The following is a 15,794-nucleotide window of genomic DNA, read 5'->3' as shown; positions in this document are numbered from 1 at the left end:
AGAGCAATATCGCTAAAAGTCTCTAGAAATCAGCATTTCACGCTTAATGTGGTTGAATTTTGTTCTGTTCACCCTTCTCTGCTGGCGCAGATTCAGGCTTTGATCCAACCGGACTACTGATAGGCTCAGGCAATCGTTCAAGAGCAATATCAATAACTTCGTCTATCCATTTCACTGCAACGATCTTAAGATCCTGCTTGATATTTTTTGGAATATCCTCGAGATTCCTTTCATTTTCTTTTGGAATAATGACTGTTTTTATACCGCCTCTGTGAGCGGCTAATAACTTTTCTTTTAAACCACCGATAGGCAATACTTCACCTCGCAAGGTGATTTCACCCGTCATAGCTACATCTTTCCTTACAGGGATGTCTGTTAAGCTAGAAATGAGCGCTGTACACATTCCGATACCGGCACTTGGGCCGTCTTTTGGAGTTGCTCCCTCTGGAACATGTATGTGTAGGTCTTTCTTTTCATAAAAGTCAGGTTCAATTCCTAACGCCAGACAACGACTTCTAACAACCGTCATTGCTGCCTGGATAGATTCTTTCATTACATCGCCCAATTGTCCGGTAAAGACGGTTTTACCTTTACCGTTTACCACAACCGACTCAATTGTTAACAGCTCACCACCGACAGACGTCCAAGCTAGCCCCGTAACCTGACCTACTTTGTTATTTTCGCCAGCACGGCCATAATCAAAGCGTTGCACTCCGAGGTATTTATCTATGTTCTTATCAGTCACCTTGACTGTTTTCTTAGCCTTGGTCGCTAGCAATTGTTCTTTGACCGTTTTACGGCAAACCTTTGAAATTTCGCGCTCGAGATTTCGGACACCTGATTCACGGGTATAATATCTAATGATGCTTCGAAGAGCGTCTTCCGAAAGGTCAAGCTCATTCTTTTTCAAACCCGCGTTTTTAATTTGCTTTGGCAGTAAGTAGCGTTTTGCAATCTCAACTTTTTCGTCTTCGGTATACCCAGGTATACGAATAACCTCCATTCGATCTAATAATGGTGCTGGGATATTCATCGAATTTGAGGTCGCAATGAACATGACTTCAGACAAGTCATAATCTACTTCAAGATAATGGTCACTAAAAGTATGATTCTGCTCAGGGTCTAAGACTTCCAATAATGCTGAGGATGGATCACCTCTCATGTCCATCGACATCTTGTCGATCTCATCCAGCAGGAATAATGGATTTTTAACCCCAACCTTGCTCATACGCTGCATTAACTTACCGGGCATTGCACCGATATACGTACGTCTGTGGCCTCTAATTTCAGCTTCATCGCGCACACCACCCAAAGCCATACGAACGTATTTTCGGCCAGTAGCACGAGCTATAGACTGTCCCAGTGAAGTTTTACCTACACCTGGAGGCCCTACAAGACACAGGACTGGCCCTTTTAACTTTTTCACACGCTGTTGAACTGCTAAATACTCAAGGATTCTATCTTTGATCTTCTCAAGACCATAATGATCCTCATCAAGCACCTCTTCAGCTTTTACCAAATCATGCTTTACCCGGCTTCTCTTTTTCCAAGGGACACCCAGTAACCAATCAATATAACCACGAACCACCGTTGCCTCTGCGGACATAGGTGACATCATTTTCAATTTTTTCAGTTCAGCCTCAGCCTTCTCCTTGGCTTCTTTAGTCATACCAGCTTCTTCGATTTTCTTCGCTAACTCTTCATGCTCTGAAGCTGTTTCCTCACCATCACCCAGCTCTTTTTGAATGGCCTTGATTTGCTCATTCAAATAATATTCACGCTGATTCTTTTCCATCTGATTTTTAACACGGCCTCGGATTCGCTTCTCAACTTCAAGCAGATCCATTTCACTTTCCATCTTACTCATCAAGTGCTCAAGGCGCTCTACAACCGACTCCATTTGAAGAATCTCTTGCTTGTCTTCAATACTCAAGGACATGTGAGCAGCGATGCTATCCGCAAGACGGCTTGGGTTTTCAATCCCGGAAAGAGTTGTCAGAATTTCACTGGGTATTTTTTTATTAAGTTTTACGTACTTATCAAAGCTATTTAATGCTGCTCGAGCCAATGCATCTTCCTGATCTTCCTCTCCCTGCTGGTTGTCAATCAAGCTGACTTCAGCAATAAACATCGGATCAAGCTGTACGAAGCGGTCAACCTTAGCGCGCTGGACACCCTCAACTAAAACTTTTACATTTCCATCGGGCAATTTCAGCATCTGTAAAATTGTTGCCACACAGCCGTAATCATACACCTGATCAGCATCAGGCATATCTTCGGTTGCCTCTTTCTGAGCTACCAGCATGACTTGCTTATCACCGTTTGTCGCTTCTTCCAGTGCCTGAATCGATTTTTCTCGTCCAACAAACAGAGGGATAACCATATGTGGGAATACCACAACATCGCGCAACGGTAATAATGGAAGTTCTTTAGTTTCTAATGGCATGTACGTTTATTTCCTGGGATTTTAACCAATCTACTCAGTGGGAATGGTTACAACCTGAGGTTGTAACCACAACTTATCAATCTATTACTCTGATGCAGCCTTAGACTGGTTGTCGTAAATCAAGAGAGGATCAGCCTCGCCTTTAACTACTGCACCGTCGATACAAACTTTACTGACACCTTCTAAAGATGGTAAGTCATACATGGTGTCTAACAAGATTTCTTCAAGTATAGAGCGCAAACCTCTGGCACCAGTTCGACGTGCCATGGCTTTATGAGCAATCGCCACTAATGCGTCCTTACGGAACTCCAGCTCAACATTTTCAAGTGAGAAAAGCTTGCTGTATTGCTTAGTTAAAGCATTCTTAGGCTCAGTTAGAATCCGCACTAGAGCTGTTTCGTCAAGTTCCTGCAGAGTTGTGACAATCGGCAAGCGACCTATGAACTCTGGAATCAACCCGAACTTAACCAAGTCATCCGGCTCAACCATTTTCAGCATCTGCCCGACTTTCGCGCCATCATTTACTTCCTTAACGTCAGCACCAAAGCCAATGCCACCTTTTTCGGTACGCTCTTGAATGACTTTTTCCAGACCGGCAAAAGCACCGCCACAGACGAAAAGGATATTTCCGGTATTCACCTGTAGAAATTCCTGCTGTGGGTGCTTACGACCACCCTGGGGTGGAACCGAAGCGACAGTCCCTTCAATCAGCTTCAATAATGCCTGCTGCACACCCTCACCAGATACATCACGTGTAATGGAAGGGTTGTCTGATTTCCTGGAAATCTTATCGATTTCATCGATATAAACTATACCACGCTCCGCTTTCTCTACGTCATAATCACACTTCTGCAAAAGCTTCTGAATAATGTTCTCTACGTCTTCACCCACATAACCTGCTTCTGTCAGGGTGGTTGCGTCAGCCATCGTAAAAGGAACATCCAGCATTCGAGCAAGAGTTTCCGCTAGTAAGGTTTTACCGCTACCAGTAGGCCCTATTAGCAAGATATTACTTTTCCCTAGCTCAACATCTTGGTGCTCACTGGAGTGAGGCTCGTTTTCAAGACGTTTGTAATGGTTATAAACCGCAACAGAAAGCACTTTCTTAGCATCTTCCTGCCCAATAACATACTGCTCCAAGAAGTCTGCAATTTCCTTGGGCTTAGGTAATTTATCCTTTGCTTCCTTCGACGCAATCTCTTGAATTTCTTCAATAATAATGTCGTTACACAAATCCACACATTCATTACATATGAACACACGAGGACCTGCGATCAGCTTTTTCACTTCATGCTGACTTTTGCCACAAAACGAACAATAAAGTGTTTTATCGTCGGAGTTTTCGTTACTCATCTTCTACCTCAAGCAAGCGCCTAGATTAAAAAATTGGCGTGGCTTCATTTAATGCTTTCTATACACTGCAGTAGCAGCCGTTTCTATAAAGAGGAAATGAGGTCTTAAGCCTGTTTTTTCAAGTCGGAAGTAGGACTTTACATAACTCCAGCCTCTTAAACCCGCTCTTTATACGTTAACAGTACCAAATATAACACGGCAACAAAAGCAAAAAGCCTCGCAAAGCCATAAGAACACTAAATTTTACAGATTTTGACAAGCTTCGGACCATCCCCTTTCAGGACCAACAAAACTGGCTTATGATATAGTATTAGCAAGCCTAAAATGCGACTGGAATGCGTTATGAATCTCAATAAAGCCCTTTCTTATAGTTCTATCCTCGTTACTTTTTTAGTCATTTTGACTCTACCTGTGGCAGGCATTGCCAAAAGAACTGTAGCCGTCACCGATGTTCATGGGGCCTACACTGAATTACTAAATGTTTTAAAGGCAAGTGACGTCATTGATGAGAAACTGCGATGGAGTGGCAAAACAGATTTATTGATAAGCATTGGTGACAATTTAGACAGAGGTCCCGACTCCAGAAAAATAATGGATCTTTTTATACGCCTGGAAAATGAAGCAAAACAGTCAGGCGGACAGGTTGAGGTTTTGCTTGGAAACCATGAGGCAATGAACCTTATGTCAGACCTACGCTACGTCTCAGAGGAAGAGTATGCAGCCTTTATCCCCGATGAGTCAGAACGATATCGACAAGCGATTTATGAAGATTATCTCAGTTATTCAGAGCTTGAGGATGACGAGGAAAGTAGAAAAGCATTCCTCGAGATGTACCCTCCGGGTTATTTTGGACTGGTAGCAGGGTTCGCTCCAGATGGTTATTATGGTCGCTGGCTTTTACAAAAAAATGTTTTACGCACTTTTAATAGTCGCAGTTACGTTCATGGAGGTATATCCAAACAAGTTCTGGATCTGGAATTAAGCGAAGCTGGTTTGAACCAGCTGTTCCGCCAGGAACTAAAAGATTACGCAACCCTATACCACGATTTGCTGGATGCAGGGTTATTTAAACACTATTTCAATAAGCTCGAGAGAAAACAGGTAGCAACTGCATTAGTTGAAGGAAAGATACAGTCCCGCTCATTAAATAAACGCAGTGTGGTAAAAAAAGCCAAACGTTTTCTTGAGGTTGCAGATTCGTTAATGCTCACTACATTCGGTCCAATCTGGTACCGTGGGAATATCTACTGTCATTGTTATTCAGAGCAACAGACTATTGATCGTGCTCTCGAACGATTTAATTCTGAGCAACTTTTAGTAGGTCACACTCCTGACGAAAGTCGTCTGGTTCGTTCACGTTTCGGTAATAAGCTTATTTTACTGGACACAGGCATGCTCCGCTCACATTACAATGGCCACCCGAGCGCAATTATTATTCAAGATGAGAATCTACAGGTGCTTAACATTGATGATCCCACGAATACGACTCCACTTGAAGATCCGGTCCGTAAACCATTATACGCTGACGGATATAGTGATGAGTACCTGAAGAGCTTTTTCGAAAACGCCAAAATTGTAGAACAAATACCCTTGGATGACTTTTTTAGCAAGCCCATTAAGTTAACCTTTTCTAATGCTGACCATCAGCACAGTGCTATTTTCAAATACTATGATAGCGACCCTAATATGGAGAAGGGTTCTATAGACAGGCGTTTAGCAAATGTTGCCGATCGTTATGTCTATGATATGGCAGCTTTCAAGCTGGATCGTATTCTTGGTTTATATATGGTTCCTTTCACCATGGAGTATACACATAATGGGCAAAAAGGGATTATTCAGTACTGGGTAGAAGACTCAATATCCAGAACTGAAATGATAGAACAAAATACAAAACTCTACAGCTTTTGCTCCATTAATGAGTCTGAAGATATTATGCATATTTTTGATTGGTTAATTTTCAATGAAGATCGGAATACCGGTAACCGTCTATACAGTAAAGATAATGGCTTTTTATGGCTTATCGATCACACTCGTTCCTTCAGAATGAGCAGCAAGCTCCCTGAGTATGAAAGACAGTCTCCTACTTATCTGTCACCTGTTTTTAGGGAGAAGCTTGCATCTTTGACACGTCAGCAGCTGATGGCTGAGTTAAGAGCTTACTTACACCCACAACAGATTCTCTCATTATTATCACGGCGCGATAAAATACTTAAGTATTTTCAGTGATATCCACTTCTGGTTTGACTGTGACTTCCCAGTCGGTTGACGCTTCAAAGCCAGCAAAATCTGTGGCCACCAACACCAGCTTCAATTTGGCGTCAGTAGCTGGTGGTGGCATAAAAGTAACAGTTAGCAATTCATGGTTAAAATGACACCAGGATGGTAACTCACATCCATCACCTGCCTTTAACTGATAGCGGATCATATCCCCAGGGTCGGGATCAATAAAGGTATTTTCGGGAATGGAAACAATCGTTTTATTACCTGCTGTTAATTGCTCCGGCTGTAGTGAAAGAGCCAGTTCCGGAGGACGCCCCTCCACCTGACCATTATCTTGTAGTTTGTAATGTCTTCGGATAGATAAGGCAGTCCAACAACAAATACCGGCTAAAATAGTATTAAAGGTAATAAACTCGAAAGTACCCAATCCAAATAATTGGACACCGATAAAAACGCTACCACCACTCATAACATCACCGAAACGATAAAAGAAAGTATCGGTAGTATTCTTGCTTAAATACTTTTCATCTCTCGATACGGGCAGGAAAAGTGCATGCCGGCTAGTATTCTGTATAGAGTAATTGACACTATTTTCAGCTATCAACGCCCACTTCACAACAGTGAAAAAAGGAAAGAACAAAATCATGGTATAGTTTATAACCATGACAAACGGCAAAATAAATACCGAAGCCCCTACTCCTATCCACCGAAATAATCGTGACACGACAAATAATTGAAGCAATAGACCTATCAAAGTAAACCAAGCAATGTAACTGGAATAAAACTCGGTCATATACAGCTGTTCGCCATGACTTCCTTTCTCAGCTAACTGCAGTGCCTGATTCACCACAAACTTGGCAAGGACATACTCACCGATAGAGTTAATCCAATTGTATAATAGTATAAATACCCCTATAAGCATTAAATATCGACTATTAAAAAATAATGAAAAACCTTCCCACCACTGATGCCTTTTAGTTTGTATTTTATTTCTCGAGCTCGATTTAGAAGACTCAGGAACTGCACGATAGCTTGAACGAATCAAAAAGTTTAACGTTGTCAGAAGAATGGCGGATAACATGAGCAGTCCAGTAATATCTAAGATGGGATATAGCAGACCAGCTAGTTGAGCCCCAACCCATGCCCCAGTGGTTCCTCCAATCGCAATAATGGCAAATAACCGTTTACCACTCATGGGGTTAAAGCAATCAGCACAAAAGGCCCAATAAAGCGCTACCATGGTTACGCTAAATACCCCAAGCCAGATATAAAACGCGATGCCAATTGGAAGTCCAGCATACTTGGCTACTGCGAAAATGAGGAGATGACTGACAAAAAATAGTAGAACCCGCCTCAAGAAAAGCGACTTATCGTTGTAATCAGAAAATTTATAATAGTATTTGCTGAACAGAGGAATGACCCCAAGCAAAATAATCGCTTGCACCGAGGTGGTATAGCTTTTTAATTCAGCACTACCATCAGATAGGATTAACGGGTCTCTGATTACTTTAAGCAGGTAATAGGCCAGCATCAGGATAAAGAGGCTGAAAAACATCAATACGACGCTACGCCCCTCGCCGGCACGGATCCAGACAAAGGGAGCGAGCAACCTCTCAACCCGACTAAACGAGCGGTGTTCATCCATCGCGACCTCCTATATCCATTAGGACTAATGCGACAAGCCAAATATAAACTGAACCGCTAAAGGTCTAATGTATCCTAAAATGAAACCTTTGGCAGGAAAATTAGGGAAAAATATTAATAAATGAGAAAGTGATGGGGAAAGGTACCACCCATGGACTGAGCCATGAGTAGTCTATACTTACTTACGAGAGTTAATTATGGAGTCCACCAGACCATAATTGACTGCTTCATCAGCAGATAAGAAGTTATCACGGTCTGTGTCTTTTTCAATTTGCTCTATTGGCTTATCACAGTGATGGGCCAAAATACCGTTCAAGCGCTTTTTCATCTCACTAATTTCTTGAGCGTGAATTGCTATGTCAGAAGCCTGACCTTGAAAACCACCGAGAGGCTGGTGAATCATCATTCGCGAGTTAGGTAAGCAATGACGTTTTCCCGCTGCTCCACCTGCCAGTAATAAAGCCCCCATACTAGCAGCTTGTCCAACACAGACAGTCGAAACGTCTGGACGAATAAACTGCATGGTATCGTATATACCCATACCAGCAGTTACTACACCACCTGGTGAATTAATATATAAGTAAATGTCCTTATCAGGATTATCTGATTCCAAAAATAGCAACTGAGCTATAATTGAATTGGCCATGTGATCTTCGACTGGGCCTACACAGAAAATAACTCGTTCTTTTAATAGACGAGAATAAATATCATAAGAGCGTTCCCCTCGGGAAGTCTGCTCCACAACCATTGGAATTAAAGCACTGCTTATAGGTTGATCAATTTTGCTCATATCTAGACGATTCCTTAATCTAAAAACAAAAGAAGCGGATAAAATCCGCTTCTTTTTTATACTCTGAATGAAAAGCTAAACTTATTGTTTGTTTGTGTTTAGCATCTCATCAAATTTAACGGCTTTCTCAGTTACTTTAGCTTTTTCCAGCACCAAGTCAACCACAGTATCTTCAAGCACTAACGACTCCACTTCACGTAAACGCTGCGGGTCGCCATAGTACCAGTCAATAACTTCCTGAGGCTCTTCATATACTGAAGCCAGGTCTTCTACCTGCGCACGGACTTTATCATCATCAGCCTTGATTTCTTCTGATTTAATAATTTCTGCAACGACCAGGCCAAGTTTTACTCGACGAGTAGCTTGTTCTTCGAACAGCTCTGCAGGTAGATCTGGAGTCTCACCTTTTGGAGCATTCATTTGCTGTGCCATTTCTTGACGCATGCGATCAATTTCCTGATCAATCATTGCCTTAGGCATATCAAACTCGTGCTGGTCTACAAGCTGCTCCATCACAGCGCCTTTAACGCGTGATTTAATGGCATTACGAAGCTCTCGCTCCATATTCTTTTTAACATCAGCTTTAAGAGCTGATAAATCTTCAGCACCAAGCTGCTCAGCTAAATCTTTAAGTGCTGGAAGTTCTTTCTTGTTAACAGCATGAACGTGCGTTTCAAAAGTTGCTTCCTTACCTTTTAGATCTTCTACGTGGTAGTCTTCAGGGAAGGCTACTTTGACCTCAACGTCATTACCAGCAGAAGCACCTACTAACTGGTCTTCAAAGCCAGGAATCATATTTCCAGCGCCAATTTCCAGCGGGAACTGCTTCGCCTCACCACCTTGGAACGCTTCACCATCAATAAAGCCTTTGAAGTCGATTACAACCTGGTCACCTTCTTTAGCTTTACGCTTAACTTCGGTCCAAGTAGCACGCTGACCACGAAGAGTCTCCATCATATTAGACAGATCATCCTCAGTTACTTCTGAGGTTGGCTTTTCTATTTTAAGCTTGGTTAAATCTGCAACTTCGATTTCTGGATAAACTTCAAAGGTTGCTGAGAACTTAAGGTTCTCACCATCTTTGTTTTCAATTAGTTCAAGCTGCGGATATCCTGCTGGTGTAATTTTTTCCTGCTGGATCGCTTCAAAATAGTGACGCTGCATAATTTCGCCAAGCACTTCCTGACGGACTGACGCACCGTAACGCTTTTGAACAACTTTGAAAGGGACTTTGCCTGGACGGAAACCGTTCATTTTCACGGTACGCGTCATTTCCTGTAGGCGCTTTTGTACCGCGCCGTCAATGTTCTCGGCAGGTACATCGATAACTAATTTTCTTTCTAAACCGTTATTGGCTTCAACTGAAACTTGCATTCGCTGATCTCCGATAGGCTATTTTTAAATCAATAGCTAATAATTAAAATGACCAGGTTTTCAGATGAAGACTTTAAGGGAGGAACCATCTTCAGACCAGTTTTTATAAACTGAGTTAAAGATGGTGCGAAAGGAGAGACTCGAACTCTCACGCCTCGCGGCACTGGAACCTAAATCCAGCGTGTCTACCAATTCCACCACTTTCGCATTTTGATTGCGGGCCCTGAGCCCTCATCGAACCGTATTGTAATTCCTGCTCAGCGTCAATGCTGGTTTACAAGAATCTGGGGTGGACGATGGGATTTGAACCCACGACAACCGGAATCACAATCCGGGGCTCTACCAACTGAGCTACGCCCACCATCAACCTCAATTTCTCCCCTCGCCTCCGGAACATCCGCTCAATAATGGCGCGTCCGGCAGGATTCGAACCTGCGACCCACGGCTTAGAAGGCCGTTGCTCTATCCGACTGAGCTACGGACGCATGTTAATCCTGACTCGAGGTGAGAATAAAACTGGTCGGAGATGAGGGATTTGAACCCCCGACATCCTGCACCCAAAGCAGGCGCGCTACCAGACTGCGCTAATCTCCGATTTTTTCGTCTCAAGGGGCTTGCCCCTGCGAGACGCGCATATTACTGATTTCCCCCATACCCGTCAACCACTTTTTATCGCTTTTTTCTAACTTTTTTAATCTTCTATAAAAGCATTGAGTAAGTTGTTCAATATTGAGACAATAACGCCTTTCAAACAATCATTTGAATCTTATTAACCACATGACTGCTCAAATTCTTGATGGTAAAAACATCTCAGCCAAAGTAAAAGACGATCTAGCCCTTAAAGTAAAGGCTCGCCTTGATCAAGGGCTTCGCGCCCCGGGTCTGGCAGTAATACTGGTGGGAGTCGATCCCGCGTCACAAATCTATGTTAACAAGAAAGTAGAAGCTTGTGAAAAGGTTGGCTTCATTTCTCGTAAAATTGTGATGGAAGCAGACACCACTCAGGACGCTTTATTAGAGCAGATTGACCTGCTAAATGACGATCCTGCAATAGACGGAATATTGGTTCAATTGCCACTACCTGACCACCTCGATTCTAACGTTATTTTAGAGCGCATAAAAGCTGATAAAGATGTCGATGGATTCCACCCCTACAATATGGGTCGTCTAGCCCAAAAAATGCCTACTATGCGTCCCTGTACTCCTTACGGCGTTATGGTCATGCTTAAAGAGACGGGAATCGACCTTATAGGTAAAGACGCTGTGGTTGTCGGAGTTTCTAATATCGTCGGTCGTCCAATGGGCCTTGAGCTTTTGATGGAACGCTGCACTGTGACTTTTTGTCATAGTAAAACCAAAGACTTACCTAAGAAAGTCTCTGAAGCAGATATTGTCGTTGTTGGTGTGGGCATACCTAATATGGTCAAAGGTGAGTGGATCAAACCAGGCGCTATAGTGATTGATGTGGGCATAAACCGCCTGGATAACGGCAAGCTTGCTGGCGACGTTGAATATGATGTAGCTAAAGAACGTGCATCATGGATTACCCCCGTTCCTGGTGGCGTAGGTCCAATGACAGTAGCCATGCTGATGAGTAATACGCTTTACGCTTGCGAAAACCTGCACGATTAGGCTAACAGTTACACCTTAATTCTGGTCGAGCCAGTTCCACCGAGTGTGAAATGGCTCACCCTTCTCCTGCTAAAAACTTCTTGAGTTCAACTAGTTGCGCTAGGCTGACTAGCAAACAGAAACAAAAGGACTCACTATGTTTTATACCATCGTTACCATACTTGCCATTATTGGGGGCTTACTGGCAGCATCCAGCTTCATTGCAAAAAAATCCCAAGATGCTGGTAAGGCATTAAAAAAATTGGCACCTTACCAGGGCGTGATTGGGATTATCTTATTAGTTTTTGGCCTCTACTACTTCCTATTTAAAAGTCTGCCCCACTTAGGCGTGATGGTGAAATATTCGGCTGGGCTGTTCGGTCTTATCATGCAAATCCTTATGATTCTCGTTGGTTTCATCCTTTCTTACAATCTGTTAGCTGAAAAGCTATTATCGAAAAGTGAAACTGCTCAGGAAAAAGGAGCTCAGGCAGCTAAAAAACTAACTTCAATACAGATACCTTTAGGAATTGCTTTATCTGTGTGTGCTTTTTTGGCGTTAATTTTATAAAAATATTAAATCAATAATCTCAACGGAAACTTACACTTGAGTTTTATAATTTCAGCTTCATACTAAATCACAGACCCTAACGTTCTGAGTAATACCCTGTGGCTGGATGTTGTGATGATGACTGTTCTGTTGATGTTCTACAAGAGAAGCAACGCGGAACTCTAAAGACTGTTCTATTTATCAATGCGACTATGTTCCTAGTCATTGTTGCAGCGGGTTTATACAGTCGTTCGAGCTCTTTATTAGCGGATAGCATGGATAATTTTGGCGATGCTCTGACTTATGCTTTGAGTTTACTGGTTGTTTCAAAGGGAGTCTCTGCTAAAGCCAGGGTAGCTCTATTTAAAGGCCTGTTAATTACACTTGGTGGCTGCATTATTATGGGCCAGGTCATCTATAAATTGTTTGAACCGACTACCCCCATTTTTGAAGTAATGGGGGCTTTCAGCCTACTCAGCCTGGTCGCTAATTCAGTCTGCCTTTATCTTTTGTGGCGACACCGCAACGAAGACGTCAATATGAGCTCTGTCTGGGAATGTTCTCGAAATGATATAGCAGTTAATATTTCAGTCTTTTTAACCGCTGGAGCCGTCTGGCTTACTGACTCTGGTTGGCCCGACATCATAATAGCGACTTGTCTGGTCATTCTATTATTACGATCAGGCTATAACGTTATAATGTCAGCAACCAAGGAACTGAAAGCGGCTCGTTGAAGGAGGAAATCATCCCCCATCAATCTTGAATATAGGTAGCAAAGCGCTGTTGATTAGTACTCTTTAATCTCTACGATGCAGTGCTTCATAAAGTCAGCAGCTTCATTTGCTGTCCAATCGCCCTTATCTTTTTCTTTCATCGCCTTACACCAGCGCTCGCTACCCACTTCTGGTTCACAGGCAGACAAAACAAGGGGAGCTACTACTAATAAACAGATTTTGATTAATCGAGTCATTTCTTTTTCTCACTACTCTAAATTACTTACGGCGCCAGCTGGTACCGCCAGCACCATCTTCCAGCTCGACATTCAGCGCGTGAAGCTGATCTCTTATTTTATCTGCCAGCTCCCAGTTCTTATCTCCGCGTGCCTGCAAACGTTCCTGAATCAAGGCTTCGATATCTTCATCAGTCACATCACTCTCTCCAGCGCCAGACTTTAAAAATTCTTCTGGGTCATGCTGAAGCAGGCTTAATACACCAGCCAGCTCCTTTAACTTCACTGCAACTGTCGCCGCTTTTGCCATGTCATCATCTTTCAACCGGTTGACTTCTTTCGCCAGGTCAAACAACACAGGCATTGCTTCGGGTACGTTAAAATCATCGTCCATTGCTTCGATAAAGTCTTGTTGGGCCTTTTCCAAAATATCATATGACTCATCCGTTGCCTGAGACTCATCAACGCCACGCAGAGCCGTATACAAACGCTCCAAACTTGCATCGGCCGACTCGAGGTTTGCCTGAGTATAGCTCAGCTGGCTACGATAATGACCGCTCATCAGGAAGTAACGAACCGACTCAGGACGGTACTGTTTCAATACGTCGCGGATGGTAAAGAAGTTACCCAGAGACTTGGACATTTTTTCTTTGTCCACCTGAACCATACCCGTATGGATCCAGGTATTAGCGAATGTACAGTCATTGGCACATTCAGACTGTGCGATTTCATTTTCATGGTGCGGAAACTGCAAATCAGAACCACCACCGTGAATATCAAAAGTTTCGCCCAGACACTTTTTACTCATGGCAGAACATTCAATGTGCCAGCCTGGACGACCTTTACCCCATGGTGAATCCCACGATGGTTCATTAGGCTTGGCAGCTTTCCATAGCGCGAAATCCATCGGATCTTTTTTCGAGTCACGAACATCAATACGCTCGCCGGCATTTAGCTGCGAAAGATCCTGACGACTCAATTTTCCGTAATCTTTAAACGCAGGGACATGAAAATAGACATCACCTTCATCAGTGGCGTAAGCGGCGCCCTTGTCAATCAGAGTCTCGGTCATGGCAATGATTTCATCCATGGTCGTAGTGGCCCTTGGCTCCACGTCTGGACGCTGCAATCCAATAGCATCAAAGTCCTGATACATTTCTTCGATAAATTTATCGGTAACTGCACCGAACTCTTGATTCGTTTCATTGGCACGATTAATGATCTTGTCATCAATATCCGTGATATTGCGTACGTAAGTCACATCATAGCCACGGAATTTTAGATAGCGATTAATAACGTCAAACGCGGCATAGGTTCTAGCGTGGCCAATATGACACAGATCATAGACCGTCACGCCACAGACATACATAGATACCTTGCCTTCAACGAGTGGCTTAAAAGGTTCTTTTTGACGAGTAAGGTTATTGTAAATCTGCAACATGGCCATTTGTCTCTATCTCTTAATTAATATCTAAATTCAGTCTATTTTTCGCTAAAATCGCATTTTGATACTAAAATAAGTATCATGTGCGCCAAACAGCCTAGCATTGTAGCGTTCAAGTCACTTGCAGGCTAGGCGAAATCATTAATTTTGAGGAAATCCCCATGAGCAGCGCGAACCCAACAGTAACCTTTAAAACTAATCACGGTGAAATCACTCTGGAGCTATACCCTAATGAGGCTCCAAAAACCGTTGAAAACTTTTTGAGCTACGTTAAGGAGGGCCACTACGACGGTACGATTTTTCACCGTGTCATTCCTAACTTCATGATTCAAGGCGGCGGATTTACTCCTGAAATGGATCAAAAAGACACCAAAGATCCGATTGAAAACGAAGCGAACAATGGCCTCAGCAATGAAATGGGTACTGTCGCAATGGCCCGTACTATGGAACCTCACTCAGCGTCCTGCCAATTTTTCATTAACGTCAATGACAACGACTTTTTGAACTTCAAAAACGAGTCAATGAATGGCTGGGGTTACTGTGTTTTCGGTAAAGTCACTGACGGTATGGATGTTGTGGAAGCGATTCGAAACGTACCAACAGGTAGCTATAGCATGCACCAAGACGTACCAACAGAGACCGTACTGATTGAGAAAGCAGAAATTAACGGCTAATTATGATACTCGTAATTTCTGACCTACATCTATGCGAAGAGCGGCCGGATTTAACGGCGCTCTTTGAGCATTTTATGCAAAATATCGCGCCTCAGTCAGATGAGCTATACGTACTGGGAGATCTTTATGAAAGCTGGATTGGTGATGATGATGACTCAGCCTTTGTAGAGTCCACCATCAGTCTGTTCAAAGCCTATTCGGGCAGCGGTAAAAAACTTTACTTCCAGCACGGCAACCGCGATTTTCTTCTAGGCGATGTTTTCGCTGAAAAAACAGGCGGTCAGTTGCTGGACGAAGTTCATCCAGTTCAACTAGGCGATAAAGATGCCATCATGATGCATGGCGACAGCTTGTGCTGGGATGATAAAGAGTATATGCAGTTTCGAGAAATGGTTCGCTCGGAAGAATGGCAGCAGCAACTCCTCTCCCAACCTCTGGCGGTTAGGCGAGGCATAGCGGCTGATCTGAGAGCGAAAAGCCGTGAGGCAATGGAAAATAAAGCCAGCGCCATTACTGACGTCCATCCCCAAGCGGTGGAAGAAGTGTTACAGCAAAATAATGCTCAGGTGTTAATTCACGGTCATACGCACCGCCCAGCCTTTCATGATATCGAAGTCAATGGCAAGCATTGCCAGCGGATAGTACTTAGCGATTGGGGCGAACAGGGTCATTACCTGACGATTGAAGGCGACTCGGTAACGGAACATTATTTCTCCATATAGTTATTTGAACAAGGACG

Annotated in this window: 13 protein-coding genes and 4 tRNA genes; 6 read left to right on the top strand and 11 right to left on the bottom strand. The window is 43.2% G+C overall.

The genetic code is table 11. From position 1 onward, the window contains the following. Positions 1–43: 43 nt before the first annotated feature. Positions 44–2,446 (bottom strand): endopeptidase La, encoded by a 2,403-nt coding sequence (gene lon / locus KS2013_RS03110; RefSeq protein WP_068989602.1) that lies wholly within the window; start codon positions 2,444–2,446, stop codon positions 44–46. An 84-nt stretch (positions 2,447–2,530) separates the two neighbouring features. Continuing rightward, complete coding sequence (gene clpX / locus KS2013_RS03105; protein WP_068989599.1) at positions 2,531–3,799, bottom strand: ATP-dependent Clp protease ATP-binding subunit ClpX; 1,269 nt, start codon at positions 3,797–3,799, stop codon at positions 2,531–2,533. Between the two features lie 342 nt (positions 3,800–4,141). On the opposite strand from clpX, the gene KS2013_RS03100 reads away from it, so the two are divergent. Beyond that, positions 4,142–6,025: a metallophosphoesterase gene (locus tag KS2013_RS03100; protein WP_068989594.1), complete on the top strand. Its 1,884-nt coding sequence runs from the start codon at positions 4,142–4,144 to the stop codon at positions 6,023–6,025. Here KS2013_RS03100 and KS2013_RS03095 read toward each other — a convergent pair. From KS2013_RS03095 to KS2013_RS03065, 7 genes are all read right to left on the bottom strand, one after another. Continuing rightward, on the bottom strand, positions 6,009–7,664 hold the full coding sequence (locus KS2013_RS03095) for an ATP translocase (protein ID WP_068989587.1): 1,656 nt from the start codon (positions 7,662–7,664) through the stop codon (positions 6,009–6,011). The genes KS2013_RS03100 and KS2013_RS03095 overlap by 17 nt on opposite strands. 177 nt (positions 7,665–7,841) lie before the next feature. Next, positions 7,842–8,453 (bottom strand): ATP-dependent Clp endopeptidase proteolytic subunit ClpP, encoded by a 612-nt coding sequence (gene clpP / locus KS2013_RS03090; RefSeq protein ID WP_068989584.1) that lies wholly within the window; start codon positions 8,451–8,453, stop codon positions 7,842–7,844. Positions 8,454–8,534: 81 nt separating this feature from the next. Continuing rightward, entirely contained in the window at positions 8,535–9,827 is a 1,293-nt protein-coding gene (tig, locus tag KS2013_RS03085; RefSeq protein ID WP_068989581.1) for a trigger factor, read from the bottom strand. A 122-nt stretch (positions 9,828–9,949) separates the two neighbouring features. Next, positions 9,950–10,034 (bottom strand) — tRNA-Leu (locus tag KS2013_RS03080). A gap of 78 nt (positions 10,035–10,112) precedes the next feature. Beyond that, positions 10,113–10,188, bottom strand: a tRNA-His gene (locus KS2013_RS03075). A gap of 47 nt (positions 10,189–10,235) precedes the next feature. After that, positions 10,236–10,312 (bottom strand) — tRNA-Arg (locus tag KS2013_RS03070). Between the two features lie 32 nt (positions 10,313–10,344). After that, positions 10,345–10,421: transfer RNA gene (locus KS2013_RS03065), tRNA-Pro, on the bottom strand. Between the two features lie 183 nt (positions 10,422–10,604). Between KS2013_RS03065 and folD the strand changes: the two genes are divergently transcribed. From folD to KS2013_RS03050, 3 genes are all read left to right on the top strand, one after another. Continuing rightward, positions 10,605–11,459 carry a bifunctional methylenetetrahydrofolate dehydrogenase/methenyltetrahydrofolate cyclohydrolase FolD gene (gene folD, locus KS2013_RS03060; RefSeq protein WP_068989580.1) on the top strand — a complete coding sequence of 285 codons (855 nt, stop codon included), beginning with the start codon at positions 10,605–10,607 and terminating at the stop codon, positions 11,457–11,459. A 136-nt stretch (positions 11,460–11,595) separates the two neighbouring features. Next, positions 11,596–12,009, top strand: a complete 414-nt coding sequence (locus tag KS2013_RS03055) for a hypothetical protein (RefSeq protein WP_068989575.1) — start codon at positions 11,596–11,598, stop codon at positions 12,007–12,009. Between the two features lie 98 nt (positions 12,010–12,107). After that, positions 12,108–12,722: a cation transporter gene (locus KS2013_RS03050; RefSeq protein WP_068989571.1), complete on the top strand. Its 615-nt coding sequence runs from the start codon at positions 12,108–12,110 to the stop codon at positions 12,720–12,722. A gap of 53 nt (positions 12,723–12,775) precedes the next feature. On the opposite strand, the gene KS2013_RS03045 is transcribed toward KS2013_RS03050, so the two are convergent. Further along, entirely contained in the window at positions 12,776–12,958 is a 183-nt protein-coding gene (locus KS2013_RS03045; RefSeq protein WP_068989568.1) for a DUF3012 domain-containing protein, read from the bottom strand. A gap of 22 nt (positions 12,959–12,980) precedes the next feature. Next, a complete protein-coding gene (gene cysS, locus KS2013_RS03040) occupies positions 12,981–14,378 on the bottom strand; it encodes a cysteine--tRNA ligase (RefSeq protein ID WP_068994353.1) in 1,398 nt (465 codons plus the stop codon). A gap of 164 nt (positions 14,379–14,542) precedes the next feature. Between cysS and KS2013_RS03035 the strand changes: the two genes are divergently transcribed. Both KS2013_RS03035 and KS2013_RS03030 read left to right on the top strand, forming a co-directional pair. Continuing rightward, complete coding sequence (locus tag KS2013_RS03035) at positions 14,543–15,055, top strand: peptidylprolyl isomerase (protein ID WP_068989564.1); 513 nt, start codon at positions 14,543–14,545, stop codon at positions 15,053–15,055. A gap of 2 nt (positions 15,056–15,057) precedes the next feature. After that, on the top strand, positions 15,058–15,777 hold the full coding sequence (locus KS2013_RS03030; RefSeq protein WP_068989561.1) for a UDP-2,3-diacylglucosamine diphosphatase: 720 nt from the start codon (positions 15,058–15,060) through the stop codon (positions 15,775–15,777). The last annotated feature ends 17 nt before the right edge of the window (positions 15,778–15,794 follow it).

The organism is Kangiella sediminilitoris, from assembly GCF_001708405.1.
GTDB classification, from domain to species: domain Bacteria; phylum Pseudomonadota; class Gammaproteobacteria; order Enterobacterales; family Kangiellaceae; genus Kangiella; species Kangiella sediminilitoris.
The sequence above is the reverse complement of the archived record's forward strand: the minus strand, read 5'-3'. Positions and strand labels throughout refer to the sequence as shown.

Excerpts from the sequence above, each read along its gene's own strand:
- folD (WP_068989580.1), top strand. The coding sequence starts at position 10,605 with ATGACTGCTCAAATTCTTGATGGTAAAAACATCTCAGCCAAAGTAAAA.
- KS2013_RS03045 (WP_068989568.1), bottom strand. The coding sequence starts at position 12,958 with ATGACTCGATTAATCAAAATCTGTTTATTAGTAGTAGCTCCCCTTGTT.
- clpX (WP_068989599.1), bottom strand. The coding sequence starts at position 3,799 with ATGAGTAACGAAAACTCCGACGATAAAACACTTTATTGTTCGTTTTGT.
- KS2013_RS03095 (WP_068989587.1), bottom strand. The coding sequence starts at position 7,664 with ATGGATGAACACCGCTCGTTTAGTCGGGTTGAGAGGTTGCTCGCTCCC.
- KS2013_RS03035 (WP_068989564.1), top strand. The coding sequence starts at position 14,543 with ATGAGCAGCGCGAACCCAACAGTAACCTTTAAAACTAATCACGGTGAA.
- clpP (WP_068989584.1), bottom strand. The coding sequence starts at position 8,453 with ATGAGCAAAATTGATCAACCTATAAGCAGTGCTTTAATTCCAATGGTT.
- KS2013_RS03030 (WP_068989561.1), top strand. The coding sequence starts at position 15,058 with ATGATACTCGTAATTTCTGACCTACATCTATGCGAAGAGCGGCCGGAT.
- cysS (WP_068994353.1), bottom strand. The coding sequence starts at position 14,378 with ATGTTGCAGATTTACAATAACCTTACTCGTCAAAAAGAACCTTTTAAG.
- lon (WP_068989602.1), bottom strand. The coding sequence starts at position 2,446 with ATGCCATTAGAAACTAAAGAACTTCCATTATTACCGTTGCGCGATGTT.
- tig (WP_068989581.1), bottom strand. The coding sequence starts at position 9,827 with ATGCAAGTTTCAGTTGAAGCCAATAACGGTTTAGAAAGAAAATTAGTT.
- KS2013_RS03055 (WP_068989575.1), top strand. The coding sequence starts at position 11,596 with ATGTTTTATACCATCGTTACCATACTTGCCATTATTGGGGGCTTACTG.
- KS2013_RS03100 (WP_068989594.1), top strand. The coding sequence starts at position 4,142 with ATGAATCTCAATAAAGCCCTTTCTTATAGTTCTATCCTCGTTACTTTT.